The sequence below is a fragment of the Bacillus sp. z50 genome (genome assembly GCF_058313585.1).
In genome coordinates this window covers 1,136,507-1,161,507 of record NZ_JBZFQL010000001.1, presented here as the reverse complement: position 1 = coordinate 1,161,507, position 25,001 = coordinate 1,136,507, and the positions used below count along the sequence as shown (strand labels likewise).

Genomic DNA, 25,001 nt, shown 5'->3' with positions numbered 1-25,001 from the left:
TATGCATGCAAATGGACTAACCATGACAAGCTTCACAGAAAAAGTGAATATCTATGAAAAATGAGGGTTGGAGGACGATTAAATTGGACAGACAGCATCCGTATGAGAAATTTCGTTCAGAAATGTTACCAGCTTTAAAAAGTAAACAAGAAGAATTTCAATTGTTAGGTTATCCGGAGGTTCAGGGAAACGATATTTGGATGTATTTAACGAATAAAAAATGGAAGAAACCTAATCCTGAAATAAGGGCATATGAAATTTTTCAAGATATTATGAGTGTCAAAGTGGCACATTATATGAATTATGCGACAATAGAGGCATTAAAAGAAGGTGAGGCTATGAAGAAAAATATGGCTTCAGGGCTTGAAGAATTCAAAGATTTATTTTCATGATTTTATAGAAATATAAGCGGTATATATCCATGCATTAATTTCCAATTCATATGAAATCAAATTGACACTTTGTATTCTATCTTTCATAATAAGAACGGTAAAATCAAATTTTAAAAGATTGAAACAACTGGAATAAAACATAGGAACCGAGTAAATCGGATAATCACGTTTTATTAAAGTAGCGTCCTTCCATGCTGCTTCAATCGGGATATTATGATTAGGGGGCTATTTACATAATGGTTAAGAGAAGTAGAATCCTGGCTTTCTTCCTTATTGTAATCGTATTAGGAGTTACCTTTGTTGGTACAACATCTAATATCATGCAAAACATTAAGCTGGGCCTTGATTTACAGGGCGGGTTTGAAGTTCTTTATAAAGTGGAGCCAGCAAAAGATGGACAAAAAATTGATGAAAAAGCAATGGCGGCTACTGCCAGCGCATTGGACCGAAGAATTAATGTTCTCGGTGTCAGTGAACCGAGCATTCAAGTTGAAGGCAATAATCGGATCCGTGTACAGCTAGCAGGCGTAGATGATCAGGAGAAAGCAAGGGAACTTCTATCAACGCAAGCCAATCTAACTTTCCGTGATGTGAACGATAAAGTAAGAATGGATGGCGGGGATTTAAAAGAAGGAGGAGCCAGCCAATCTTTTGATAGCCAAACCAATCAACCTATTGTACAGGTCCAATTAAAAGATGCAGATAAATTTGGACAAGTTACAAGGGATATTTTAGCCATGGCGCCAGAGAATCAACTAGCTATTTGGCTGGATTTTGAAGAAGGAAAAGATTCCTATAAAGAAGAAATCACAAAAGAAGATCCTAAATTTATTTCAGCACCAAACGTGAATCAAGTGATCAATTCAGATACAGCCGTTATTTCAGGTGACTTTACTGTAGAAGAGGCTAAAGACCTCGCTGAAATTTTAAATGCAGGTGCCCTGCCGGTTAAACTGAATGAGATCTATTCAACATCTGTAGGTGCTAAATTCGGTGAAGAAGCATTAAATAAAACGCTATTAGCTGGAATTGTTGGGATCCTGGCTATCTTTATCTTTATGGTTGCTTATTACCGATTCCCAGGCGCGATTGCAGTTGTCTCATTGTCTGCCTATATTTATTTAATCATTCTCGTATTTGATTGGATGAATGCTGTTCTTACATTGCCAGGTATAGCAGCCCTCATACTTGGGGTGGGGATGGCGGTCGATGCGAACATTATTACAAATGAACGGATCCGGGACGAAATTCGTAAAGGACGTTCCATTAAGGCAGCCTATAAAGAGGGGAATAAGCACTCCTTGTCTACAATAATGGATGCCAATATTACCACTTTACTTGCAGCAGCTGTTCTGTTTTATTTTGGAACCAGTTCAGTCAAAGGCTTTGCGACCAGTTTGATTGTCAGTATATTAGTCAGCTTTATAACGGCTGTGTATGGTACAAGATTGATTATGTCCTTATGGGTGAACAGTAACTTCCTTAACAATCGCCCAGGCTGGTTTGGGGTTAAGAAAAGCGACATTCATGATTTAAACGAATTTAAAAAGGATAAATATTTACCTACGAAGTTTGATAAATGGGATTTCATTAAGCCTGCAAAGAAATTCTTTATCTTTTCTATTATATTAACCATAATTGGAGTAGGATCCTTATTTGTAAATGGTTTAAATACAGGTATCGATTTTTCCAGTGGGTCCAGAATTCAAATCAATGCTGATAAAGAACTATCAGTAGATGAAATCCAAAAAGATCTTACTGAAAACGAAATTGATTCGCAAGATATCGTTATGGCAGGTGAGGGTAACAAGTCGGCTGTTGTGCGGACGAAAGATGTCTTTTCAAAAGATGAAATTGCAGAGCTAAACAATTACTTTGATTCCAAGTATGGGCATAATCCGAATATAAGTACGGTATCCCCGACAATAGGTAAGGAGTTAGCCAAAAATGCGCTGATTGCGGTAGCGATTGCTTCAATTGGTATTGTTATTTATGCGACCCTACGCTTTGAGTGGAGAATGGCTCTACCTTCTATATTGGCGCTCCTGCACGATGCGTTTATGATAATAACGATATTTAGTATTTTTAGAATCGAAGTGGATTTAACCTTTATAGCCGCTGTATTAACCATCATTGGGTATTCGATCAATGATACAATCGTTACGTTTGACCGTATTCGTGAGAATATGCAAATGAAAAAACGCATTAAGACTCAGGAAGAAATTAATGAGATTATCAATATCAGTGTTCGCCAAACAATGGTCAGGTCTATCAATACTGTTCTAACTGTGTTAGTTACTGTGTTGGCGATGATGTTCCTTGGAAGCGAATCAATCTTTAATTTTAACCTTGCTCTATTAATCGGTTTGGTAACTGGTATGTATTCTTCTATTCTGCTTGCAGCCCCTATTTATGGAATCCTAAAAGGCAAAGAGCTGAAGAAGAAAGGTGTTATCAAAACATATAAAGAAAAGCGCGTAAACAACGATCAACCACAAGTTTAATGATGTTTCATACAAAACAGCCCGGTTCTTTTTCTTGAGAAGCGGGCTGTTTTTATGGTAGCTTACACCAGTTCACAAAAAGACTTTATGTGTTATAACTGATTATTTTGTGTGCTTTTTTTGCTGTGTATGCAAGATCTAGTAAAGGTAAACAATAGACTAACAAACATGGAGTACGTTTTTTCTTTGTAAGATAAGGGGATTAAGACTATATACATGATTTATTAAAATTTTTCATAATACTTTATAAAGGAGTAGGAATATGAAAAAACTTCAGTGGTACGTGATTCTTGGGATAGTATTTGCTCTTATCGTTGCTATTTTTGCTGTTGTTAATGTGGATAAGGTGGATGTTAATTATGTATTTGGAACGGCTCATTGGCCCTTGATTTTGGTTATTTTAGGATCTGTTGCCATGGGTGGAATCATTGTTGGTTCTGTAATGGCAGTCCGTATTATCTCTCTGACTAAGCAGATAAAAGAACTAACAAATGAACGGATCGCTTATAATGAATTGGCTGACAATGATCTTAACACTCACCCAAAATCATAAATATTTAGAATCACTCATTGAACCTTTGATAGATATTTTTTATAATAGATAGGTCAGGGGTGACAATATGTTACAATCAAAAACACGTTGGCTTTTAAAAAAAGCTGATGAAACCATTATAAATCTATTCATGCAAGAACTTGAACAGCCTCGTATTGTGGCTACATTATTGGTCAACAGAGGAATAAAGACCGTAGAAGAAGCGCGGTCTTTTTTGTATGCAGCCCAGCAGGATTTCTATGATCCGTTTTTACTATCAGGTATGGAAGAAGCTGTGAGACGGATTGTGAAAGCTGTAAAAAACAACGAAAAGATTACTATATTCGGAGACTATGATGCCGATGGGGTCAGCAGTACGACCATCTTAATGCTCACGCTTAAAATAATGGGAGCAGAACATGTGTCATGGTATATTCCAAATCGCTTTACAGAAGGCTATGGCCCAAATGAAGAGGCTTTTCGATTCATAAAAGAACAGGGAACTACGTTACTTATCACAGTAGACTGTGGCATTTCGGCCATTCATGAGGCTCAAGTGGCGAAAGAATTGGGAATGGATTATATTGTGACGGACCATCATGAACCGGGTCCTGAGTTACCGCAGGCATTAGCTATCCTTCATCCCAAAAAGCCGGGTGAAACTTATCCGTTTTCAGAGTTGGCAGGTGCAGGTGTGGCAATGAAATTGGCCCATGCTTTACTTGGTGAGTTGCCTGATGAGTTGATTGGCATTGCTGCAATTGGAACAGTAGCTGACTTGGTTCCTCTTCATGATGAAAATAGATTAATTGCGATTAAAGGGATTCAGGCATTAAAGAAATCAACGAGACCGGGAATCCTTGCCCTTTGTCAAAAAGCAGGTATTCAGCGCGATTCCTTAAATGAGGATTCCATTGGATTTGGATTGGCACCGAGAATAAATGCTGTAGGAAGATTGGAATCGGCAGATCCAGCTGTAGAGCTTTTACTTACAGAAAGTCAGGAAGAAGCTGATTCGATAGCCGACGAAATAGATTTATTGAATAAAGAGCGGCAATCAATCGTAAAAGAAATGACCCAGGAAGCGATTGAGGAATTGGAGAATAACTATCCACCTGAAACCAATCCGGTCCTAATTATTGCCCGTGAAGGATGGAATACTGGTGTAGTAGGGATTGTAGCCAGTAAGCTTGTAGAAAAGTATTATCGTCCGACGATCGTATTAAGTATTGATCGTGAGAAAGGAACAGCAAAGGGTTCTGCACGCAGTATTCCAGGATTTGATCTTTTTCAAAACTTATCTTTAAACAGAGAACTGCTGCCTCATTTTGGGGGCCATCCTATGGCTGCTGGTATGACATTGAAAATAGAAGATGTTGAGGAATTGAGACAACGATTGATCAATCAGGCTAATGAAATTCTAACAGAAGAAGATTTCCAGCCTGTTACTGAGATAGATAGCTTAGTTGCGATTGATGAAATTTCATTAACGCTTATTCAGCAAATGTCTCAGCTTGCACCGTACGGGATGCAAAACCCAAAACCGCGGATTTTGATTGAGGATGCCTCAATAACAACTTCCAGGAAAATTGGGGCAGATAAAACTCATCTTAAACTTCAGCTCGAACAAAATGATGCTGGGTTAGATACCATTGGGTTTGGATTAGGAGAGTTCCTTGATCATTTATCTCCGCAGGCCAAGGTATCTGTAATTGGGGAATTGGCGATAAATGAATGGAATAATATAAAAAAGCCCCAATTGTTTTTACAGGATCTTTCTGTACCAGGGTGGCAGTTATTTGATTGTCGCAGCGATAAGGGGAAAATACATGTTCAGACAGTGCCGTCTCCACGCAAAATCATCTTATTTCAGGAAGAGAGTAGGGTGTGGCTGACGGAATTTACTAAAGAGAATGATCAAATTATCCATATTACCTCTTTAGAAGCAGCTCAACAGGAAACTTTAGACGGCTATCATGTAGTTTTAGCAGATTTACCTTCACAAAAAGATATATTTGAAGCACTTTTTATTGGAAAATTGCCTAAAAGAGTGTATGTTTACTTTCGTACCACTCAAAATGATTATTTCTCAGCGTTTCCAACAAGAGACCAATTTAAATGGTATTATGCCTTGTTGGCAAAAAAAGGACCTATTTCATATAAAGAACTGCGTTCCATGCTGAATATTCATAAAGGCTGGTCAAAAGAAAATATTGATTTTATGACAAAGGTGTTTTTTGAGCTCGAGTTTGTTACAATAAATAACGGACTCATTGATTTGGTAAGGACCAGTATGAAACGGGATCTCCAAGAATCTAAGACCTATCAAGAAAGACAAGCAAGAATGGCGTTGGAACAAGAGCTTCTATACGCTTCATTCAATCAGCTTTATGATTACCTTGGCAAGTTGATTCGATCCCACATGGAAAACAAGGAGGAAACTGAGCAATGGATTTAAAACAATATATAGCGATCGTAGAGGATTGGCCTAAGCCAGGGATTAAATTTAAAGATATTACCCCACTTATGGATAACGGGAAGGCATATAAATATGCAACAGATCAAATTGTAAAGTTTGCTAAAGAGAAAGAAATTGATATTATTGTAGGACCGGAAGCACGTGGATTCATTATCGGCTGCCCTGTAGCTTATGCAATGGAAGTTGGCTTTGCGCCAGTGCGTAAAGAAGGCAAGCTGCCTAGAGAAACCTTTAAAGTTGAATACGGTTTGGAATACGGTAAAGATGTGTTAACCATTCATAAAGATGCAATCAAACCAGGTCAGAGAGTATTGATTACTGATGACCTATTGGCTACAGGCGGAACAATGGAAGCGACTATTAAATTGGTTGAAGAGCTTGGCGGAGTTGTAGCAGGATTAGCTTTTTTAGTTGAGTTAACGTACCTTGAGGGCAGGAAAAAACTTGCCGGCTATGATATACTCACATTAATGGAATATTAAGCATATAGTAATGGCGTTCTAATTATTAGAGCGCTTTTTATATTATCAAATTGCGAATAATAGCGAAACAACAGATTAAATCTTGTTCGTTACTTTACAAGAAAACTTTTTTTGATGATAATAGAAACAATCCTCTTTTTAACGATTAACCTATATGGTTTAACATAGATAACGATAAGCAAAAAACGTGGAAATACGGAGTAAAAGGTGATTTCATGGCAAATGAGCAAATTTATACCGCTGAGCAGGTCTTTGATAAAGCAAGAAACTATATGAATGATAAAGATGTGGCATTCTTAGAAAAAGCGTATGAATTCGCCAAAGAAGCTCACAAGGAGCAATATCGTAAATCCGGTGAGCCGTATATTATCCATCCAATTCAAGTTGCTGCCATCCTGGCGGGCTTAGAGATGGATACATTTACAGTAGCGGGCGGATTTTTGCATGACGTTGTAGAAGATACTTCCGTAACACTGGAAGACATTAAGGAAACCTTTAACGAAGAAGTAGCCCTTTTGGTTGACGGTGTAACAAAGCTGGGAAAAATTAAATATAAGTCAAAGGAAGAGCAGCAAGCTGAGAATCACCGTAAAATGTTTATCGCAATGGCTAAGGATATTCGTGTAATCATGATTAAATTAGCTGACAGGCTGCATAATATGCGTACTCTGAAGCATTTACCTGTTGAAAAACAGCGTAGGATTGCGAATGAAACGCTCGAAATATTTGCACCGCTTGCGCATAGACTCGGTATTTCAACGATTAAATGGGAACTTGAAGATACAGCTCTCCGCTATTTAAATCCTCAGCAATATTATCGAATTGTAAATTTGATGAAAAAGAAGAGGGCGGAGCGAGAAGAGTATCTATCAGATGTCACCGACCGAATGAAGGAAAAGCTGAAGGAAGTTTCTATTCAGGCTGATATATTTGGACGACCAAAGCATATATACAGTATCTATCGGAAAATGGCTCTTCAAAATAAACAGTTTGAAGAGATTTATGATTTAACGGCAGTCCGTATTATTGTAAATAGTATTAAAGATTGCTATGCAGTTCTTGGTATCATTCATACATGCTGGAAGCCAATGCCTGGTCGTTTCAAGGATTATATAGCTATGCCGAAAGCAAATATGTATCAATCTCTTCATACGACCATTATTGGTCCAAAGGGTGAACCTTTGGAAGTACAGATTCGTACGACAGAAATGCACCGAACAGCTGAATTCGGGATTGCGGCACACTGGGCTTATAAAGAAGGCAAAGATCTAACATCGACACAACGAATGGATAAAAAGCTGGATTGGTTCAGAGAGATTGTTGAATTCCAGGATGCCTCTACCAATGCAGAGGAATTTATGGAATCTCTCAAACTGGATTTATTTGCGGATATGGTATTTGTTTTTTCACCAAAAGGTGATGTGTATGAGCTGCCAAAAGGATCTGTACCGATTGATTTTGCCTACCGCGTCCACTCAGAAATCGGCAATAAAACGATTGGCGCTAAAGTAAACGGCAAAATGGTTACGCTTGATTATGTGCTGAAAACCGGCGATATTATTGAAATATTAACATCTAAACATTCCTATGGCCCAAGTCAGGATTGGCTGAAGCTGGCAAAAACTTCACAAGCGCGAAATAAAATACGACAATTCTTTAAAAAGCAACGCAGAGAAGAAAATATTGAAAAAGGCAAAGAATTAGTCGATAAAGAAGTCAAGGCAATGGAATATGATGTGAAAGAAGTTTGTACTACTGAGAACCTGAGGAAAGTCGCTGAAAAATTCAATTTTGCCAATGAAGATGATATGTATGCAGCAGTGGGCTACAACGGAATAACAGCTGCTCAAATTGCGACAAGGTTAACAGATAAGCTTCGTAAAAAGAGAGAAAAAGATCAGGAAGTAAGCTTGCTTGATGCAGTCTCTGAGTTGCGTATGATTCCGAAAACGAAGAAGAAGGATTCCGGGGTCCGTGTAAAAGGGATTGACAATATGTTAATCAGATTATCACGCTGCTGTAATCCTGTTCCTGGTGATGAAATAGTTGGGTACATTACAAAAGGACGCGGTGTTTCGGTCCATCGGGCAGACTGTGTCAATGTATTGGATGAAGAAAGTAAAGAACGGATTATCCCGGTAGAATGGGAAAGCAGTCAGAGCGTTCGAAAAGAATACAATGTTGATATCGAAATAAATGGATTTGACCGGAACGGCTTGTTAAATGAAGTGCTTCAAGCTGTTAGTGAAACGAAGACGAATATCACGGCTGTATCAGGTCGTACAGACAGGAACAAAAGTGCGACAATTACCATGTCTATATCAATTTATAATGTAAGTCATTTGCATAAAGTAGTTGAACGGATTAAGCAAATTTCCGATATTTATTCTGTCAGAAGAATTATGAGTTAGGGGTAAAAAAATGAAAGTGGTATTGCAACGTTCAAAGGCAGCATCAGTGCGTGTCGATGGTGAAACAATCGGCGCCATTACCTCCGGGTTTGTGTTATTAGTTGGAATTACTCATGAGGATACGGAAGAGGATTGCCGTTACCTTGCTGATAAAATCGTTCATCTGCGCATATTTGAAGACGAGAATATGAAGATGAACCATTCCTTGCTTGATGTGGGCGGTGAAATTTTATCGATTTCCCAATTTACCTTATATGGTGATTGCCGCAAGGGAAGGCGCCCAAACTTTATGGCAGCAGCCAAGCCCGATGAAGCTGAAAAATTGTATGATATGTTTAATGAAATGCTGAGAGAAAAAGGGTTGAAAGTGGAAACAGGCAGATTCGGGGCGATGATGGATGTCGAGCTCATTAACGACGGACCTGTGACGCTTATTCTCGAAAGCAAAAACTAAAAGTTAAGCAGCGCAGTAGCTTTCTTTAAAACCGTACACCTCCATATATCTGAGTTATTTCAGACATATGGAGGTGTTTTTTTGTAAATCAATAATTAGTGATCTAGCTGAATTTATATTTCAGGTTTGAAATCAGCTAAACTGAGCGATTTAGCCGATACAGAGAAAAACAGGCCGAACTGAGCGATAATTCAGCCGGTTCGAGAGAGTAATCAGCCGAATTGAGCAAGAAACCAGCCGATTCAGGAAAGAAACAAGCCAAATTGAGCAAAAATCCAGCCAGAGCAGAAAAGAAAGGAACCGAACTAAGTCATACAGCCGGTACATGGGGAAAATCCGCCGAACTGGGCGATAATCCAGCCGATTCTACCAATAATCCAGCCAAACACACCAATAATTCAACCAGCCAATACCTCTAAGTAATTTACATTCTCCACCCAAAGAATTATCCATAAAAAACTCCCTTTATGCTATCAATTAAAAGCATAAAGGGAGGATCCAAGTTATTAAGAATAAATCTGTTGATCTTTACAACAGGTTTCATAAATCATAGCTATTCGGGACGCTAAATTTCTAAATCAGAAAAGTAGGCATCCAGTCCATTTACAAGCCCATCTGTGATGGTCTCCTGATAGGATTCTGTTTGGATAAGAGCTTCCTCAGCAGGATTATTAATATAGCCTAATTCCAATAAAACAGCCGGCCGAAGATTTTCTCGTAAAACGTGCAGGTTGTTCTGCTTTACTCCCTGGTCATTTAACGGTGTCTCGTTTTGCAATAAATATTTTTGAATAGTTAAGGCTAGTTGCTTTTGATAGGAATGATAATAATATGTTTTAATACCACTTTTATCTCCATTCTGATTACTATCATAATGGAAACTGATAAAGGCATCGGCTCTATTCATATTTGCAAGATTGGCCCTTGCATGTAACGCTACATACCGATCGCTGGAACGAGTCATGACCACGTTCGCTCCGGCTGTTCGTAACTTCTCGTATGCCAGTTTAACGGTCTGAAGCGTTAGATTTTTTTCTAAAGTGCCATCTGGTCCGGATGCTCCGCCGTCAGTGCCTCCATGCCCGGCATCCAGGATAATAGTTTTCCCCATTAATGACTCATTCCTTTGAAGACTTGAATTCTGTTCACTCTCTGATTTTGTATACCAACTTGGGATCCATCCTTCTTTTTTAGATGGAAGTTCAATTTTAAGCATTTTTCTATTTTTTTTGAGGACGGTATACTCCTCATCTTTTTTTACTGTTCCAATGATTGAAGCATCTGGTTTATCCGATGCTCGTACATTTAGTACGGAAGCTGTTATACGGATTCTCTTTGAGGGTTTTTGTAATTGATGTCGATGTATGTAGTTGCTGTGGATCCAGCCTATATGGTCCTCATAGGTGAAAGAAATCCAGCTATCCTGTTTCTCTATTATGTGAATTACTGTTCCGATAGGAAGATTGCCGAGTACCTTAAACTCTGTGCCTGGGCCTTTTCGAACACGTAGACCGTCTGCAGTAACAATACCGGAATCGGAGGTAAGATCCGCTTCTTTATAGCCTGTAACGAGCCAGCTGGCTACCCATCCTGTTTTTTTGTCACTGAGCTTTAGTTTAATCCAATCTTCATCTATTTCCAGGACATCATAAACACTCCCCGCCTGGATTTCATCGATGATGGATGCCTTTATATTTGCCTCCTCCCGGACATAAATAGATGGCTCATTAACCACAATTTTATCGATCGTTGCATGTGCGGTTGGTATAGAATTTTTCATCGGCGCAAGCAGTAGGGTTACACATAGAAAAACCAAAATTTTTTTTAGCAAGATAATAATCGCTCCTTCTTTAAAAATCAGGGCCAGGCGTTTGTTAAAGAAAAAATATTTTTTATGAAAGATACTTTACACAGTCGGGAATACTGATTAAGACAATCTGTAGTTTAAATAAATAAGGGGTGTTCATGATATGAGATACAGTGAAAAGGGATTAATCACACAAAATGCCGGTAAACAAATATTCGGAGTGGATTTTCATGATTTTTTGGTTAAAGAACAGAATAATTCCATGGTGGAGCTTGCTTCGGAATTTGGCCTGTCCGTCAGAGACGTGAAACAACTAAAAAAGAAACTTGGACGTTCTTAAGGGTTGACAACTAGGAAGTTACTTCGTAATATTAATTAAATAAAAATACATATTATATTCCAATGATGGTGAAGAGTAATATAGATCACACATGATCAGAGAAGAAGTGTCTTAGGCTGCAAACACTTCTGCATGTGCCCATATGAACGAACACACCGTAGGTTTCGCCCTGAAAAAACGTTAGTTTCTAGTAGGGGATGAACGTTAAACAGGCGTTAACTGTAAAAGTGGGAGCTTTTTATGCTCCAACTAGGGTGGCACCGCGGGTAACAACTCCCGTCCCTTGCATATGCATGGGACTGGGAGTTGTTTTTATTTTACCTAAAATTACCAAGCCATGCCAATTGGAAATGGTTATAGATTGCATTTTAAGGAGGAATTTTGATATGGCCGTTCAAATACCAAGGGGAACCCAGGATATCCTTCCTGGTCAATCAGAAAAGTGGCAGTATATCGAAAACGTAGCAAAAGAAATTTGCTCAGTGTATCAGTATCAAGAAATACGTACACCAATTTTTGAAAGTACCGAGTTATTTGAAAAAGGTGTGGGAGATACAACAGACATTGTACAAAAAGAAATGTATACATTTACGGATAAGGGAAACCGCAGTTTAACTTTGCGTCCGGAAGGTACGGCAGCGGTAGTTCGTTCCTTTGTGGGAAATAAAATGTATGGGAATGCTATTCAACCTGTTAAGTTGTTCTATATTGGGCCTATGTTCCGATACGAGCGTCCACAGGCAGGGCGTTTCAGACAATTTGTACAGTTTGGTGTGGAAGCTTTAGGGAGTTCCGATCCGGCAATTGATGCAGAAGTAATTTCATTAGCCATGAATATATATAAAAAGTTAGGGTTAAAGAATCTGAAGCTAGTGATCAACAGTCTTGGAGACAAGGAAAGCCGTGCAAAACACAGAGAAGCTTTGATTGCGCACTTTAAGCCCCGGATTGAGGAATTCTGTCCAAATTGTAAAAATCGCTTAGAACGTAACCCATTACGAATACTAGATTGCAAAGAGGACCGTAATCATGAATTAATGTCTGGCGCACCGTCCATTATCGATTACTTAAATGAAGAGTCTACCGAGTATTTTAACAAAGTAAAAGCGTACTTGGATGCGATCGGAATTGCTTATGTTGTGGATCCAGGCTTGGTTCGCGGACTTGATTATTACAATCATACAGCTTTTGAAATCATGCTCGATTCTGAAGGATTTGGGGCAATTACTACTCTTTGTGGAGGCGGCCGTTATAACGGACTTGTTCAAGAGGTGGGCGGTCCTGAAACCCCTGGGATTGGATTTGCTTTAAGTATTGAAAGATTGCTATCTGCACTTGAAGTCGAAAATATTGAGCTTCCGATTGAAAAAAGTGTAGATTGTTTTATTGTTTCACTTGGCGACGAAGCAAAGGATTACTCTGTGAAACTGGTAGATGAGTTGCGCAGCAACGGAATTTCAGCTGAAAAGGATTATTCCGATCGCAAAGCAAAAGGCCAATTTAAGGCGGCGGATCGTGTAAATGCCAAAATCGTGGCTGTACTTGGAGAAGATGAGCTGAAAGAAAATAAAATTTCTTTAAAAGATATGCAAACCGGTGAGCAACAGCAAGTGGGGCTCGCTGAGTTAGTAACAGAATTAAAAACTAAACTGGGAAGATAATAGGAGGAATTACAGTGTACGGAAGAACATATTTTTGCGGAGAAGTACCGGTAACAGCAATCGGAGAAGAAATCACTGTCAAAGGGTGGGTCCAAAAAAGACGTGACCTTGGCGGGTTGATTTTTATCGATTTAAGAGACCGTACAGGCATTGTCCAAGTTGTATTTAACCCAGATTTATCACCTGAAGCCCTAGGTCTAGCTGAAAAAATCAGAAGTGAATATGTATTAAGCGTACGGGGAAAAGTGGTAGCGCGTGAAGAGGGAACGATAAACAAAAACCTTAAAACAGGTAGTATTGAAGTTCAGGCAGAAGAGGTAATCATTATCAATGAATCCAAAACACCTCCATTTGCGATTACAGATAACGAAGAAGTATCTGAGGACCTTCGTTTATCTTACCGATATTTAGATCTTCGTCGTCCGGTTATGTTCGAAACGTTTAAAATGAGACATAAAGCGACTAAAGCAATCCGTGACTTCTTAGATGGAGAAGGCTTCCTTGATATTGAGACACCTATTTTAACTAAGAGTACTCCAGAAGGTGCGCGTGATTACTTGGTACCAAGCCGTGTGCATGAAGGTGAATTTTATGCATTGCCACAATCACCGCAAATCTTTAAGCAATTATTGATGGTTTCCGGAATCGAACGCTATTATCAAGTAGCACGCTGTTTCCGTGATGAGGACTTGCGCGCAGACCGTCAGCCTGAATTTACACAAATCGATATTGAAACTAGCTTTATGAGCCAGGAAGATATTCAAGATTTGACTGAACGCATGATGGCAAAAGTGATGAAGGAAGTCAAAGGAATCGAGCTTTCTTTACCATTACCGAGAATGACGTATGATGAAGCGATGAGCCGATATGGTATTGATAAACCTGATACTCGTTTTGCGATGGAATTAATTGACGTTAGCAATATCGTTAAAGATTCAGGCTTTAAAGTCTTCACAGGTGTAGTGGAATCCGGCGGACAGGTTAAGGCATTGAATGTAAAAGGTGCTGCTTCTAATTACTCCAGAAAAGATATTGATGCATTGGGTGAATTTGCTGCCCGCTACGGTGCAAAAGGGCTTGCATGGATGAAGATGGAGGAAGAAGGTCTAAAAGGACCAATCGCAAAATTCTTCCAGGATGAAGACGGAAAAGGTTTAATCGAGGTTACTGGTGCTGAAGCTGGAGACTTGCTGCTCTTTGTTGCTGATAAGAAATCCGTAGTCGCAGACGCATTGGGTAATTTACGAAATAAATTAGGAAAAGAATTAAACCTAATTGATGAAAGTAAATTTAATTTCTTATGGGTAACTGACTGGCCGCTTCTTGAATATAAAGAAGAAGATGGAAGATATTATGCAGCTCATCACCCATTCACAATGCCTGTTAGAGAACAAATTTCTTTGCTTGACGAAAACCCTGGTGAAGTAAAAGCAATTGCTTACGACCTTGTGTTAAATGGTTATGAATTGGGTGGAGGAAGCTTACGTATCTTTGAACGTGCTATTCAGGAAAAAATGTTTGAGGTCCTCGGATTCACACCAGAAGAGGCTAACGAGCAATTTGGTTTCTTAATGGAAGCCTTTGAATATGGTACTCCACCACATGGTGGAATTGCCTTGGGATTGGATCGTTTAGTCATGTTACTTTCCGGCCGTTCAAACTTACGTGATACGATTGCATTTCCTAAGACTGCAAGCGCGAGCTGCCTGTTGACAGATGCACCGAGTGAAGTATCTGAAAGCCAGCTTAAAGAGCTTAGTCTAAAGGTCTCAAAAATGGAATCGGGCTTGAAAAAGTAACCTGCTTTTGATATGATTAAATCAATTAATAGATGTCCTGAAGTGTACGTTATGCATCCTTTTTGTTTTGACCGAACATTTCTTTTAACGGGAGTCCGGAGTTTACCGCTTGCGCAAATGCCTTTTTCGTGAAGGACTTGCAACAAAGTGGAACAGGACACCCACCTGCCGAGGGCGGGCCAAAGCACTAGGCATCAAACGGCACAATTTGGGGCGTCTATACTTATGAAGAATTGTTATAACTCATTGCAGCTGCTGCAATGAGTTTTTTATTTTTATCGATGAAAAATATATCCTTTCATTCCTAGTAGGAAAGTATGGTATCATAAATCGAAACGACGGAACAGCTAATGAAGAAAAGGTACATAATTTTAGAACGATACAATACTGCAGTGGCTGTTAATCAATGGTTTATCTCAATTGTCTAAGCGAAAGAATAGCAAGTAAAGGGATTGGTAGATAATCGTGGCCTGCTGCTGAATCAGCTGAAACTGTATTTTACATCGATAAATGCTTTCGTTTAAAATACAATCAAAGAGTTAAGCGCGTATAGATGAACAGAAATGTTTAGGAAAATAAAAATAGGTAATTACATTTACTAACAAAATGAAATTGGAGTGGAGCTATTCATGTTGCATCAATTCTCACGTAATGAATTGGCTGTCGGGAAAGATGGCTTGGAAATATTAAAAAATACAACTGTGGCGATTCTAGGTATTGGCGGAGTGGGTTCTTTTGCCGTGGAAGCTTTAGCGCGATCCGGGGTGGGCACGTTAATCTTGGTAGATAAGGACGATATAGATATAACAAATGTGAATAGACAAATTCATGCGTTATTATCCACTGTTGGAGAGCAAAAAGTAGATGCTATGAAAAAGCGTATTTTTGACATCAATCCAGATTGCGAAGTAATTGCTTTAAAAATGTTCTATACAGAGGAAACATATCAGGATTTCTTCGCCTATAAACCGGATTATGTAATCGATGCCTCCGATACGATTATTTACAAAATTCACTTGATGAAAGAATGTTTGATAAGGAATATTCCTATCATCTCAAGCATGGGCGCAGCCAATAAGATGGATCCAACCCGCTTTCAAATCGCGGATATATCTAAAACACATACAGATCCATTAGCTAAAGTGATCCGTACAAAATTAAAGAAAGAAGGCATTCGAAAAGGGATTCCAGTCATTTTCTCCGATGAGAGCCCAATTGTGCCTTTTGATGAAGTGACAAAAGTGGTGGGCAACCAGGATGCAGATATTCGTAAGGCTAAATTCCCGCCTTCATCTAATGCGTTTGTACCATCTACGGCAGGATTGATTGCAGCAAGCTGGGTAGTAAGAGAAGCATTGAAGGAAATTAAAATCAAACGAGTGAATGATTAACGTTATGGGTGAATTGTTACCTGCATGTAAAAAAGATTGGCTAATAGAAGCCAATCTTTTTTACTGCTTATTTTTAAACTGTTCCAGTCTTTCATATATAGCAGCTAATCGTTTCTCCTCGCCGGATTCAATCGGATCATAGTATTTTGTTCCCTTTAAGTTGCCTGGGAGATAATCTTGTTTGACCCAGCCACCGAAAGTGCCGATAGGGTAGTCATGCGGGTATTTATAACCAACATGCCCGAGGTCTTTTGAGCCTGAATAATGGGCATCACGTAAATGCTTAGGGATATCCCCGACTTTGCCGCTTCGAATATCCGAAATGGCTTGATCCAATGCCTTATAAGCAGAATTTGATTTGGAGGATAGACACATTTCCACAACAGCCACTGAAAGCGGGATACGCGCCTCGGGAAGACCGAGACGTTCACTGGCGGTAACAGCTGCCAACACATTATTTCCGACGGAGGGATTTGCCAGTCCGATATCTTCATAAGCAATCACTAAAAGTCTCCGATTGACTGCAACCAGATCACCAACCTCAAGAAGGTGAGCTAAATAATATAAAGAAGCATGAACGTCGCTTCCTCTTATGCTTTTTTGCAGGGCGGATAACAGGTTATAGAAGTTTGAGCCTTTTTTATCTCCATAAACTCCTACATTCCCGCCTAAATCGTCAATGACTTCATCTTCTATGATATACGTATCCTCATCCCTGGTTGATGAGAAAACTGCTGATTCCAGCAGCGTTAACGATTTTCTTGCATCTCCATTTGAGTGAAGGGCAATTTTTTTTATTTGTTCCTCGGTGATTTGGATATCCATTTTTCCCAGACCATTTTTTTCATCAGAAAGGGCTCTTTGGAGCAGTGTGATGGTTTCTTCGACAGATAAGCGGGTAAGCTGCTTGATTTGGCCGCAGCGGCTCCGAATAGCTGGATTGACATCATGGAATGGGTTTTCCGTTGTGGCACCGATTAAAATGATATCGCCTCGTTCTACATGTGGCAGAAGATAATCCTGCTGAGCTTTATTGAATCGGTGAATCTCATCAAGAAAGAGGATAACCTGCCCGGTCAGACGTGTTTCATCAACAACTGCTTCGATATCCTTCTTCCCGGCTGTAGTTGCATTTAAAGCAATGAACGGTATTTTGGTGGTTCCCGCAATTGCATAAGCAATGGATGTTTTTCCAATGCCAGGTTCACCATATAATAACATAGAAGGGACATGCCCGTTTTTAATCATTTTATATAAACTGGTTTGTTTGCCGATGATTTCGTTCTGGCCAATAATTTCATCTAAGTTCTTAGGTCGCATTCGAAATGCGAGTGGTTCAGTATTCAACTAACTAACCTCCACAAATAAGCTTCAGGATGCTTTCATTATATCGATAAACGCTTCACATTCCTATATTTTCGTTTTTGCGTAAGAGCTGCGAATTTTATCCTTTCATGAGATTTCCTGTAGTCGAAACTGGTTTTTTTTACTATGATTAAATAGAAAATAAAAAATTAAGAAGAATTGTACTGAGTCATTGAAAATAGGCAATGATTTAATGTATGGTATACTTTTGTAGACTAAATGTAAGGCTGAGGTGCTAAGTAATGAAAATATCTACCAAAGGAAGATACGGACTTACCATTATGATTGATTTAGCTAAGAAACATGGAGAAGGTCCTACTTCCCTAAAATCGATAGCACAATCAAATAATTTGTCCGAACACTATTTGGAACAATTGGTTACCCCCTTGCGTAATGCAGGACTTGTTAAAAGTGTAAGGGGTGCCTATGGCGGCTATAAACTAACGAAAGATCCACATGAAATTACAGCAGGTGATGTGATCAAGGTGCTTGAAGGCCCAATTACACCGGTTGAAGGCATTGAGGACGAAGAACCTGTTAAACGGCAATTGTGGATTAAAATCAGAGATGCTGTAAAGGATGTTTTGGATAATACAACTTTGGAAGACTTGGCATCCTATGAAGAAGAGGACGACTCCACTCAATCATATATGTTCTACATTTAATATAAAGTAATTTTGTTTAGGCAAAGGAGGTATAGGCCATGGAACGGGTTTATATGGATCATGCAGCGACAACGCCTATGCATCCAGAAGTTATTGATGTGATGACGGAGGTTATGAAGAAGACTTACGGAAATCCATCAAGCATTCACCAATTCGGCAGAGAATCGAGAAAGCTAATTGATGATGCAAGAAGAGTGCTGGCTGAAAGTATTGGTGCACAAATAGATGAAATTATATTCACGAGCGGTGGTACAGAAGCAGATAATGCCGCAATCTATAGCAGTGTACAAGCTATGAAGAATAAAGGCAAACATATTATTACGTCAGAAATTGAACATCATGCCGTATTGCATACATGCCAGGCTCTTGAAAAAGAGGGATACGAGGTTACGTATTTGCCTGTCAATGAAGAAGGACAGGTAACTGTGAGTGCTGTTCAGGAAGCATTACGAGATGATACAGTTTTAGTGACAATCATGTTCGGAAATAATGAAGTGGGCACTATTCAGCCTATTCAGGAAATTGGCAGGCTTTTGGCTGACCATCAGGCATTGTTCCACACAGATGCGGTACAGGCATACGGAATCATTCCTATATCGGTTCATGAGTTAGCTGTGGATTTCTTAAGTGTGTCTGCACATAAAATTAATGGTCCGAAAGGTATTGGCTTCTTATATGCGCGAAAAGGCGTACCATTTAAGCCATTGCTACTTGGCGGTGAGCAGGAAAGAAAACGCCGGGCAGGAACTGAAAACGTGCCTGGGGCAGCAGGCTTTGCAAAGGCGGCTGAGCTGATGTCTAACACACGTGAGGAGAAAGCGAAGCAGTATAGAGCCTTTAAAGAAATAATGCTCCATGTATTTGACGAAGCAGGTATTAATTATTCCATCAATGGAAAGCTGGATGATTCACTGCCGCATGTATTGAATATTAGTTTTCCAGGAACGAGTGTTGAGGCTTTCTTAGTCAATATGGATTTGGCAGGGGTGGCTGTTTCAAGCGGTTCTGCCTGTACAGCTGGATCGATTGAACCATCGCATGTTCTTGTCTCGATGTTTGGAAAAGATTCAGAGCGGACAAAGAATTCAATTCGCTTCAGCTTTGGGCAGGGCAATACGGAACAAGAAGTAGAAAAAGCAGCGAAGATTGCTGTAAATGTGATAAATCGATTAGTGAAGTAAATAGGTATGAGGTGAAGTGTATAATGAAATCCCCGGCGGAAACTAGAGTTGTTGTCGGAATGTCCGGTGGAGTGGATTCTTCTGTTGCAGCTTATCTTTTAAAAGAGCAGGGCTATGACGTTGTAGGAATTTTCATGAAAAACTGGGACGATACAGATGAAAATGGTGTTTGTACAGCTACGGAGGACTATGAAGATGTCATCCGTGTCTGCAATCATATTGGAATTCCCTACTATGCAGTCAATTTTGAAAAACAGTATTGGGATAAAGTGTTTTCTTATTTCCTTGAGGAATATAAAGCGGGACGTACACCAAATCCCGATGTGATGTGTAATAAAGAAATTAAATTTAAGGCATTTCTTGAGCATGCCATGGATCTAGGTGCAGATTATTTGGCCACAGGCCATTATGCGCGTGTGGCTTACCAAGACGGAGAATATAAAATGCTTAGAGGGTTGGATAATAATAAGGATCAAACTTATTTTCTAAACCAATTAACTCAGGAGCAATTAAGCAAGGTTATGTTCCCGATTGGTGAGTATGATAAGCCAAAAATTAGAGAAATTGCCTTGGAGGCTGGCCTGCCAACGGCTACTAAAAAAGATTCTACAGGCATTTGTTTTATCGGCGAGCGTAACTTTAAGGAATTTCTTGGGCAATATTTGCCGGCTAAACCTGGTGAGATGAGAACGATGAGTGGTGAACTGAAGGGTAAGCATGACGGCCTTATGTATTATACATTGGGACAGCGTCATGGACTTGGAATTGGCGGAAGCGGTGAACCGTGGTTTGCGGTTGGGAAAGATTTAGAAAACAATGTTCTATTAGTAGAGCAAGGTTTTCACCATGACAGCCTCTATTCTGATTCTATTATCGCTGACAAAATGAACTGGATTTCCGAAAGGAAACCAGGTGATACTTTTGAGTGTACAGCTAAATTCAGATATCGCCAGGCAGATAATAAGGTAACAGTGAAAGTATTGGATGACAATCAGGCAGAAGTAATTTTTGCTGAGCCAATCAGAGCGGTGACTCCTGGGCAAGCTGCAGTATTTTATGATGGTGAAGTCTGCTTGGGTGGAGGTACCATCGATAAAGTTTATAAAAAAGGTTTAAAACTTGATTATGTTGGGTAAATAAAATAGCCAATTGAATGTGGATAGTCTGTTTCGTAGAGAAACAGGCTATTTACGTTCTGTAAAATATACATATGCAGGTGATGAAGATGGATGTGAAGAAGTACGATTATTCACTTTCCAAGAAAGAGGTATTAGAAGTATTTGAAACTGATGCAGAAAGGGGGATAACGGAAAAAGAAGCCGAAGCGAGATTAAAAGACTATGGAAAAAATGAATTCGGAGTGGAGCAAAAAAATTCATTGTTAAAAATGATTGCTTTACAAATACATAACACACTTAATTACATATTGATGGTTGCCGCTTTATTCTCATTTATAGTGGGTGAAGTGAGTGACGGTTTAATTATTACATTTGTGATTATTATCAACACCATTATTGGTGTAGTCCAAGAGAAAAAGGCAGAAAATGCATTGGACGAACTAAAAAAGTTAGCAGCACCGAAAGCCTTGGTAAAAAGAGAAGGAAATGTCAGGGAAATAGATGCATCCTTGCTCGTACCTGGTGACTGCGTCTTACTTGAAGCCGGAAGGACAGTACCGGCTGATATTCGTATCATTCAATCCCATTCCTTGAAAATTGAAGAGTCTGCTTTAACGGGGGAGAGCCTTCCAGTAGATAAGGACGAGAATTGGAATTTGGAAAATCCTGATCAGCCACTTGGTGATTATCTTAATATGGCATTCATGTCTACTCAAGTTACAAATGGCCGAGGGATTGGAATTGTGGCTGCAACCGGGTTGAATACAGAGGTTGGGAAAATAGCTGAAATGCTTCACAGCACTGAATCCAGCAAAACTCCTTTGCAGAAAAATCTTGATCAGCTTGGGAAAAAATTAAGTTATTGTGCCATTATCGTTTGTGTCGTTATGTTCATTGTAGGATTAATGCAGGGACGGAATCCTGGAGAAATGTTTATGATTTCCACAAGTCTTGCTGTTTCGGCTATACCTGAGAGTTTATCGACAATGGTCATAATTGTTTTAACGCTAGGGGTAAGGCGCCTCATTAAGCAAAAGGCAATTATACGAAGAATTCCGGCAGTTGAAACTTTGGGTTCGGTTAGCATGATTTGTTCAGATAAAACAGGAACACTGACTTTGAACAAAATGAGTGTCGTTGAGCGTTATGTTAATTTAAAAGTTATAGAGGAAGATGTACCATATTCTGCGGATGACCAAAGGTTGATTAATCAATTGGCATTATGCTCGGATGCCACTTATGAACCGGAAGAAACCGGCGACCCGACAGAAGTGGCTTTTGTTAAAGCAGCACATGTGAATGGTTACACAAAGTCTGATTTAGATAAAGAATTTCCGCGTGTAGCCGAAATTCCGTTCGATTCAACGAGAAAAAGGATGACTACCATACATAAAGATGGCGATGGATACATTGTACTGACAAAAGGTGCAGTAGATATCCTGCTAGAGAGAATAACCACTATTCAACTAGATAGCGAAATAGTAAAAATGACGCCGGAATACATAACTGAAATTAATCAAGCTGTGATGCAGATGTCCAACCGCGCTCTTCGTGTAATGGCTTTGGCGGGAAAAAGAGTTTCGGCCGAAGCGATTTCTGAACTGAATGAAGAAGAAATAGAGAATGGTTTGACGTTTTTTGGAATGGTAGGCTTGATGGATCCGCCTCGACCGGAGGCAAAACTTCAAATTGAAAGAGCTCATCGTTCAGGAATTGAAGTAACGATGATTACAGGTGATCATCCGCAAACAGCGATTGCGATTGCGCACCGTTTAGGGATAACGGAATCCGATAAAGTTATCACGGGTGCCGAATTGAATCAAATGACACCTGAAGAATTGAAGGAAGCAGCAGTCGATACTCGTGTATTCGCCCGGGTATCACCGGAGCATAAAGTCCAAATCGTTCAGGCCTTCAAAGAAAATGGGCATATTGTTTCAATGACCGGTGATGGTGTTAATGATGCTCCTTCCTTAAAAACAGCTGATATTGGGGTTGCTATGGGACAAACTGGGACAGATGTTGCCAAGGGTGCCTCTGATATGGTTTTAATGGATGATAATTTCACCACGATTATAAAAGCGGTTGAAGAGGGTAGAAATATTTTTGCTAATATACGAAAATCTGTGCTTTTCCTTGTTACAAGTAACTTTGGTGAAGTTCTAGTGCTCTTTTTTGCCATCTTGCTTGGCTGGCCGACACCGTTACTGACCGTCCATATTTTATGGCTGAATTTAGTTGGTGATTCTATTCCAGCCTTTGCGCTTGGTGTAGATAAGAATAAGGATGTTATGCTGGATAAACCAAGGCCTAAAAAAGAAGGGATTTTCACGAGGGATTCAGTCATCTTCCTGATTTTAAATGGTTTGTTGATTGGTGTAGCTTCTCTCCTAGCCTTCCTAATTGGGTTGAAATGGGCTGCTGGAATTGATTCCATATTCGATTTACAATTTAATCAGCTTACAGACCATGAACTGAGAGTCGGACAAACGGTTGCCTTTATGGCACTAACCTTTATTAGCTACATGCAAGTATATAATGTCAGACATTTACGTAAACCAATCTGGAAAACAGATGTATTTAGCAATAAATATTTAAATTGGTCTGTCATAGGTGTCATCTTGTTACAATTGGCAGTTGTTTATATCGAACCTTTTGCCAAATTACTCAAGATTGAACCGATAGGCTTAAGGGAATGGATCCTAATCTTCTTCTGTACAATTGGAACCATTGTCGTAAATGAAATTGTTAAGGGCTTCTTAAGATACTATGAAAAAAGAAAGGCTATGGATTAAGCTCCATAGCCTTCTATATTTCTTCGCTGATTCGATTAGCAATCAGGTGATATCCCTTGTCATTTAAATGGAGGCTATCACTGAAATAGTCTTTTTTTGTTTTATCCTGAAACAAATCATCTGTTGGTACGAAGGTGATAGATGAGTAGTTACTGACCGTTTCTTTTAGATCGTGATTCCAGTCATCTAGAATTTCGTCAAGGCGGTCGTCATTAGGAAATGGATTATATAATCCAACAACAATAAAGGGGACATCATGGTCAACCATGCGAATGCTTTTCAAAATGTCATCTACATTATCAAGATAATCTTTTTTCCCTTTCTTTATAGCGGCTTGATTGATGGTTTGAAAATCACCGCCCAAACTTGTACGCAAATCATTAGTGCCTATAAATAAGATAATATAGTCAGCTTCATTCACTTTCTCACTTATTGTAGGATTCGCTAATTGTTTGATAACTCCCTCTGACTCCTGACCCGGAATTCCATAATTATTGATTTTATAATTTTTATTTGAGGATTCGCTTTCTGAAATTTTTTCAAGCTGACCGACATAGCCTTCCTCATGGCGATCGCCCACCCCATAGGTTAAGGAATCACCTAAAGCCATAATGACATGTTCCTGATCGGCTTTTATCTTTTCATCTAAAAAGAAGGTATATCCGATATAAATCAGTCCGATTATTAGTAAAAGTCCAGCTGCATAGTGTAGTTTCTTCATATCTCTCACTCCCATAGATATACTTCTACCCTAAAATCAAAGAATTTTAACAAAAAGTGTAATATTTTAATCTATATGATTAAGAGAGTAACCTAGTCATAAATAGGAAGGTAAACTGGTGGGATTTACTATAACTTATAAATGATGGCGCGCTGCTAGCCCAGATGCTTGTCTCTGGGACAACGGACTATCACTTTGTGGTATACTATTTCCATTCAGTTAGGAATGTAGGAGTGAATAGTATGGATAAAAATAAATTAGGTATTCAATATATGGAACAAGGAAAATGGGAGGATGCTGCAAAAGTATTCACCGAAATGATTGAAGAAAATCCAAATGACCCAGTAGGGTTTATCAATTTCGGCAATGTATTGGCATCGATGAACGACAATCAACGTGCGATTAAATTTTTTGAAAGAGCTATTGAACTGGATCCGGAAGCTGCGACTGCCTATTATGGATTGGGCAGCATTTATTATGAGCTCGATGATTTAGTGAAGGCGAAGGATCAGTTTGAGCTGGCTATCAAAAAAGGAATTGAAACAGCAGATGTGATGTTTATGCTGGGATTATGTCTGCTTCATTTAGACCAGCCGAAGCTGGCATTACCTTATTTCCAAAGAAGTGTTGAATTAAATCCGTCGGATGCAGAAGCTCAGTTCCATTATGGACTGGCTTTGGCAGGTGCTGAAATGTATGATATGGCGATTGATGCATGGAATAAGACGCTTGAAATTGATGAGTCACATGCAGATGCGTATTTTAACCTGGGTGTGGCCTACGGTGGGATTAAGGGAGATGCAGATAAAGCAATCGCTTATTTTGAAAAAGCGGTTGAAATCCAGCCTGATCACATCCTTGCTTTGAATGGGTTAAAACAAATGAAAGAACTGTTATAAACGGG

Annotated in this window: 20 protein-coding genes, 1 other RNA gene and 1 other annotated feature; of the genes, 18 read left to right on the top strand and 3 right to left on the bottom strand. The window is 39.3% G+C overall.

The window, feature by feature from the left end; all coding sequences use genetic code 11:
• The first annotated feature begins 83 nt into the window (after positions 1-83).
• The 8 genes from AC4G3N_RS05540 to AC4G3N_RS05505 all read left to right on the top strand — a co-directional run bounded on the left by AC4G3N_RS05540 (position 84) and on the right by AC4G3N_RS05505 (position 9,673).
• Positions 84-392, top strand: a complete 309-nt coding sequence (locus AC4G3N_RS05540; protein WP_139063839.1) for a post-transcriptional regulator — start codon at positions 84-86, stop codon at positions 390-392.
• A 236-nt stretch (positions 393-628) separates the two neighbouring features.
• Positions 629-2,896 carry a protein translocase subunit SecDF gene (gene secDF, locus AC4G3N_RS05535; protein ID WP_066105457.1) on the top strand — a complete coding sequence of 756 codons (2,268 nt, stop codon included), beginning with the start codon at positions 629-631 and terminating at the stop codon, positions 2,894-2,896.
• A gap of 262 nt (positions 2,897-3,158) precedes the next feature.
• Complete coding sequence (locus tag AC4G3N_RS05530; RefSeq protein WP_066105454.1) at positions 3,159-3,449, top strand: LapA family protein; 291 nt, start codon at positions 3,159-3,161, stop codon at positions 3,447-3,449.
• A gap of 67 nt (positions 3,450-3,516) precedes the next feature.
• On the top strand, positions 3,517-5,886 hold the full coding sequence (recJ, locus tag AC4G3N_RS05525; protein ID WP_491089851.1) for a single-stranded-DNA-specific exonuclease RecJ: 2,370 nt from the start codon (positions 3,517-3,519) through the stop codon (positions 5,884-5,886).
• Positions 5,877-6,389: an adenine phosphoribosyltransferase gene (locus AC4G3N_RS05520; protein WP_066105448.1), complete on the top strand. Its 513-nt coding sequence runs from the start codon at positions 5,877-5,879 to the stop codon at positions 6,387-6,389. Before recJ ends, AC4G3N_RS05520 begins: the two co-directional genes overlap by 10 nt.
• Before the next feature lie 215 nt (positions 6,390-6,604).
• On the top strand, positions 6,605-8,800 hold the full coding sequence (locus tag AC4G3N_RS05515; protein WP_066105445.1) for a RelA/SpoT family protein: 2,196 nt from the start codon (positions 6,605-6,607) through the stop codon (positions 8,798-8,800).
• 10 nt (positions 8,801-8,810) lie between these two features.
• Positions 8,811-9,254: a D-aminoacyl-tRNA deacylase gene (dtd, locus tag AC4G3N_RS05510; RefSeq protein ID WP_066105443.1), complete on the top strand. Its 444-nt coding sequence runs from the start codon at positions 8,811-8,813 to the stop codon at positions 9,252-9,254.
• 221 nt (positions 9,255-9,475) lie between these two features.
• Positions 9,476-9,673 carry a hypothetical protein gene (locus tag AC4G3N_RS05505; RefSeq protein ID WP_140461980.1) on the top strand — a complete coding sequence of 66 codons (198 nt, stop codon included), beginning with the start codon at positions 9,476-9,478 and terminating at the stop codon, positions 9,671-9,673.
• A gap of 146 nt (positions 9,674-9,819) precedes the next feature.
• On the opposite strand, the gene AC4G3N_RS05500 is transcribed toward AC4G3N_RS05505, so the two are convergent.
• Positions 9,820-11,085 (bottom strand): N-acetylmuramoyl-L-alanine amidase family protein, encoded by a 1,266-nt coding sequence (locus AC4G3N_RS05500; RefSeq protein WP_140461981.1) that lies wholly within the window; start codon positions 11,083-11,085, stop codon positions 9,820-9,822.
• Between the two features lie 139 nt (positions 11,086-11,224).
• On the opposite strand from AC4G3N_RS05500, the gene AC4G3N_RS05495 reads away from it, so the two are divergent.
• The 5 genes from AC4G3N_RS05495 (at position 11,225) to AC4G3N_RS05475 (ending at position 16,252) form a co-directional block, all read left to right on the top strand.
• Positions 11,225-11,401, top strand: coding sequence for a hypothetical protein (locus tag AC4G3N_RS05495; RefSeq protein WP_175354278.1), 177 nt, complete (start codon positions 11,225-11,227; stop codon positions 11,399-11,401).
• 53 nt (positions 11,402-11,454) lie between these two features.
• Positions 11,455-11,688 (top strand) — a binding site (T-box leader).
• 99 nt (positions 11,689-11,787) lie between these two features.
• A complete protein-coding gene (gene hisS, locus AC4G3N_RS05490; protein WP_140461982.1) occupies positions 11,788-13,062 on the top strand; it encodes a histidine--tRNA ligase in 1,275 nt (424 codons plus the stop codon).
• A gap of 14 nt (positions 13,063-13,076) precedes the next feature.
• Positions 13,077-14,861 (top strand): aspartate--tRNA ligase, encoded by a 1,785-nt coding sequence (gene aspS, locus AC4G3N_RS05485; RefSeq protein ID WP_491089850.1) that lies wholly within the window; start codon positions 13,077-13,079, stop codon positions 14,859-14,861.
• A 31-nt stretch (positions 14,862-14,892) separates the two neighbouring features.
• Positions 14,893-15,080: non-coding RNA, 6S RNA (ssrS, locus tag AC4G3N_RS05480), on the top strand.
• Positions 15,081-15,490: 410 nt separating this feature from the next.
• Positions 15,491-16,252, top strand: a complete 762-nt coding sequence (locus AC4G3N_RS05475; protein ID WP_066105431.1) for a tRNA threonylcarbamoyladenosine dehydratase — start codon at positions 15,491-15,493, stop codon at positions 16,250-16,252.
• 60 nt (positions 16,253-16,312) lie between these two features.
• Here the strand turns inward: AC4G3N_RS05475 and AC4G3N_RS05470 are convergent, their stop codons facing one another.
• Positions 16,313-17,599 (bottom strand): replication-associated recombination protein A, encoded by a 1,287-nt coding sequence (locus AC4G3N_RS05470; protein WP_066105428.1) that lies wholly within the window; start codon positions 17,597-17,599, stop codon positions 16,313-16,315.
• Between the two features lie 260 nt (positions 17,600-17,859).
• Between AC4G3N_RS05470 and cymR the strand changes: the two genes are divergently transcribed.
• The 4 genes from cymR to AC4G3N_RS05450 all read left to right on the top strand — a co-directional run bounded on the left by cymR (position 17,860) and on the right by AC4G3N_RS05450 (position 23,376).
• Positions 17,860-18,282: a cysteine metabolism transcriptional regulator CymR gene (gene cymR / locus AC4G3N_RS05465; protein ID WP_066105425.1), complete on the top strand. Its 423-nt coding sequence runs from the start codon at positions 17,860-17,862 to the stop codon at positions 18,280-18,282.
• A gap of 38 nt (positions 18,283-18,320) precedes the next feature.
• The gene (locus AC4G3N_RS05460) at positions 18,321-19,463 is read left to right on the top strand and encodes a cysteine desulfurase family protein (protein ID WP_066105423.1); all 1,143 of its coding nucleotides are present in this window, start codon (positions 18,321-18,323) and stop codon (positions 19,461-19,463) included.
• Between the two features lie 23 nt (positions 19,464-19,486).
• Entirely contained in the window at positions 19,487-20,599 is a 1,113-nt protein-coding gene (mnmA, locus tag AC4G3N_RS05455) for a tRNA 2-thiouridine(34) synthase MnmA (protein ID WP_373925494.1), read from the top strand.
• An 89-nt stretch (positions 20,600-20,688) separates the two neighbouring features.
• On the top strand, positions 20,689-23,376 hold the full coding sequence (locus tag AC4G3N_RS05450; protein WP_066105420.1) for a cation-translocating P-type ATPase: 2,688 nt from the start codon (positions 20,689-20,691) through the stop codon (positions 23,374-23,376).
• A gap of 13 nt (positions 23,377-23,389) precedes the next feature.
• Here AC4G3N_RS05450 and AC4G3N_RS05445 read toward each other — a convergent pair whose 3' ends face one another.
• A complete protein-coding gene (locus AC4G3N_RS05445; protein WP_491089848.1) occupies positions 23,390-24,097 on the bottom strand; it encodes a GDSL-type esterase/lipase family protein in 708 nt (235 codons plus the stop codon).
• A 242-nt stretch (positions 24,098-24,339) separates the two neighbouring features.
• On the opposite strand from AC4G3N_RS05445, the gene AC4G3N_RS05440 reads away from it, so the two are divergent.
• Positions 24,340-24,996 (top strand): tetratricopeptide repeat protein, encoded by a 657-nt coding sequence (locus AC4G3N_RS05440; protein WP_066105415.1) that lies wholly within the window; start codon positions 24,340-24,342, stop codon positions 24,994-24,996.
• The last annotated feature ends 5 nt before the right edge of the window (positions 24,997-25,001 follow it).

Excerpts from the sequence above, each read along its gene's own strand:
- secDF (WP_066105457.1), top strand. The coding sequence starts at position 629 with ATGGTTAAGAGAAGTAGAATCCTGGCTTTCTTCCTTATTGTAATCGTA.
- AC4G3N_RS05530 (WP_066105454.1), top strand. The coding sequence starts at position 3,159 with ATGAAAAAACTTCAGTGGTACGTGATTCTTGGGATAGTATTTGCTCTT.
- recJ (WP_491089851.1), top strand. The coding sequence starts at position 3,517 with ATGTTACAATCAAAAACACGTTGGCTTTTAAAAAAAGCTGATGAAACC.
- AC4G3N_RS05520 (WP_066105448.1), top strand. The coding sequence starts at position 5,877 with ATGGATTTAAAACAATATATAGCGATCGTAGAGGATTGGCCTAAGCCA.
- AC4G3N_RS05515 (WP_066105445.1), top strand. The coding sequence starts at position 6,605 with ATGGCAAATGAGCAAATTTATACCGCTGAGCAGGTCTTTGATAAAGCA.
- dtd (WP_066105443.1), top strand. The coding sequence starts at position 8,811 with ATGAAAGTGGTATTGCAACGTTCAAAGGCAGCATCAGTGCGTGTCGAT.
- AC4G3N_RS05495 (WP_175354278.1), top strand. The coding sequence starts at position 11,225 with ATGAGATACAGTGAAAAGGGATTAATCACACAAAATGCCGGTAAACAA.
- hisS (WP_140461982.1), top strand. The coding sequence starts at position 11,788 with ATGGCCGTTCAAATACCAAGGGGAACCCAGGATATCCTTCCTGGTCAA.
- AC4G3N_RS05475 (WP_066105431.1), top strand. The coding sequence starts at position 15,491 with ATGTTGCATCAATTCTCACGTAATGAATTGGCTGTCGGGAAAGATGGC.
- cymR (WP_066105425.1), top strand. The coding sequence starts at position 17,860 with ATGAAAATATCTACCAAAGGAAGATACGGACTTACCATTATGATTGAT.
- AC4G3N_RS05460 (WP_066105423.1), top strand. The coding sequence starts at position 18,321 with ATGGAACGGGTTTATATGGATCATGCAGCGACAACGCCTATGCATCCA.
- mnmA (WP_373925494.1), top strand. The coding sequence starts at position 19,487 with ATGAAATCCCCGGCGGAAACTAGAGTTGTTGTCGGAATGTCCGGTGGA.
- AC4G3N_RS05450 (WP_066105420.1), top strand. The coding sequence starts at position 20,689 with ATGGATGTGAAGAAGTACGATTATTCACTTTCCAAGAAAGAGGTATTA.
- AC4G3N_RS05445 (WP_491089848.1), bottom strand. The coding sequence starts at position 24,097 with ATGAAGAAACTACACTATGCAGCTGGACTTTTACTAATAATCGGACTG.
- AC4G3N_RS05440 (WP_066105415.1), top strand. The coding sequence starts at position 24,340 with ATGGATAAAAATAAATTAGGTATTCAATATATGGAACAAGGAAAATGG.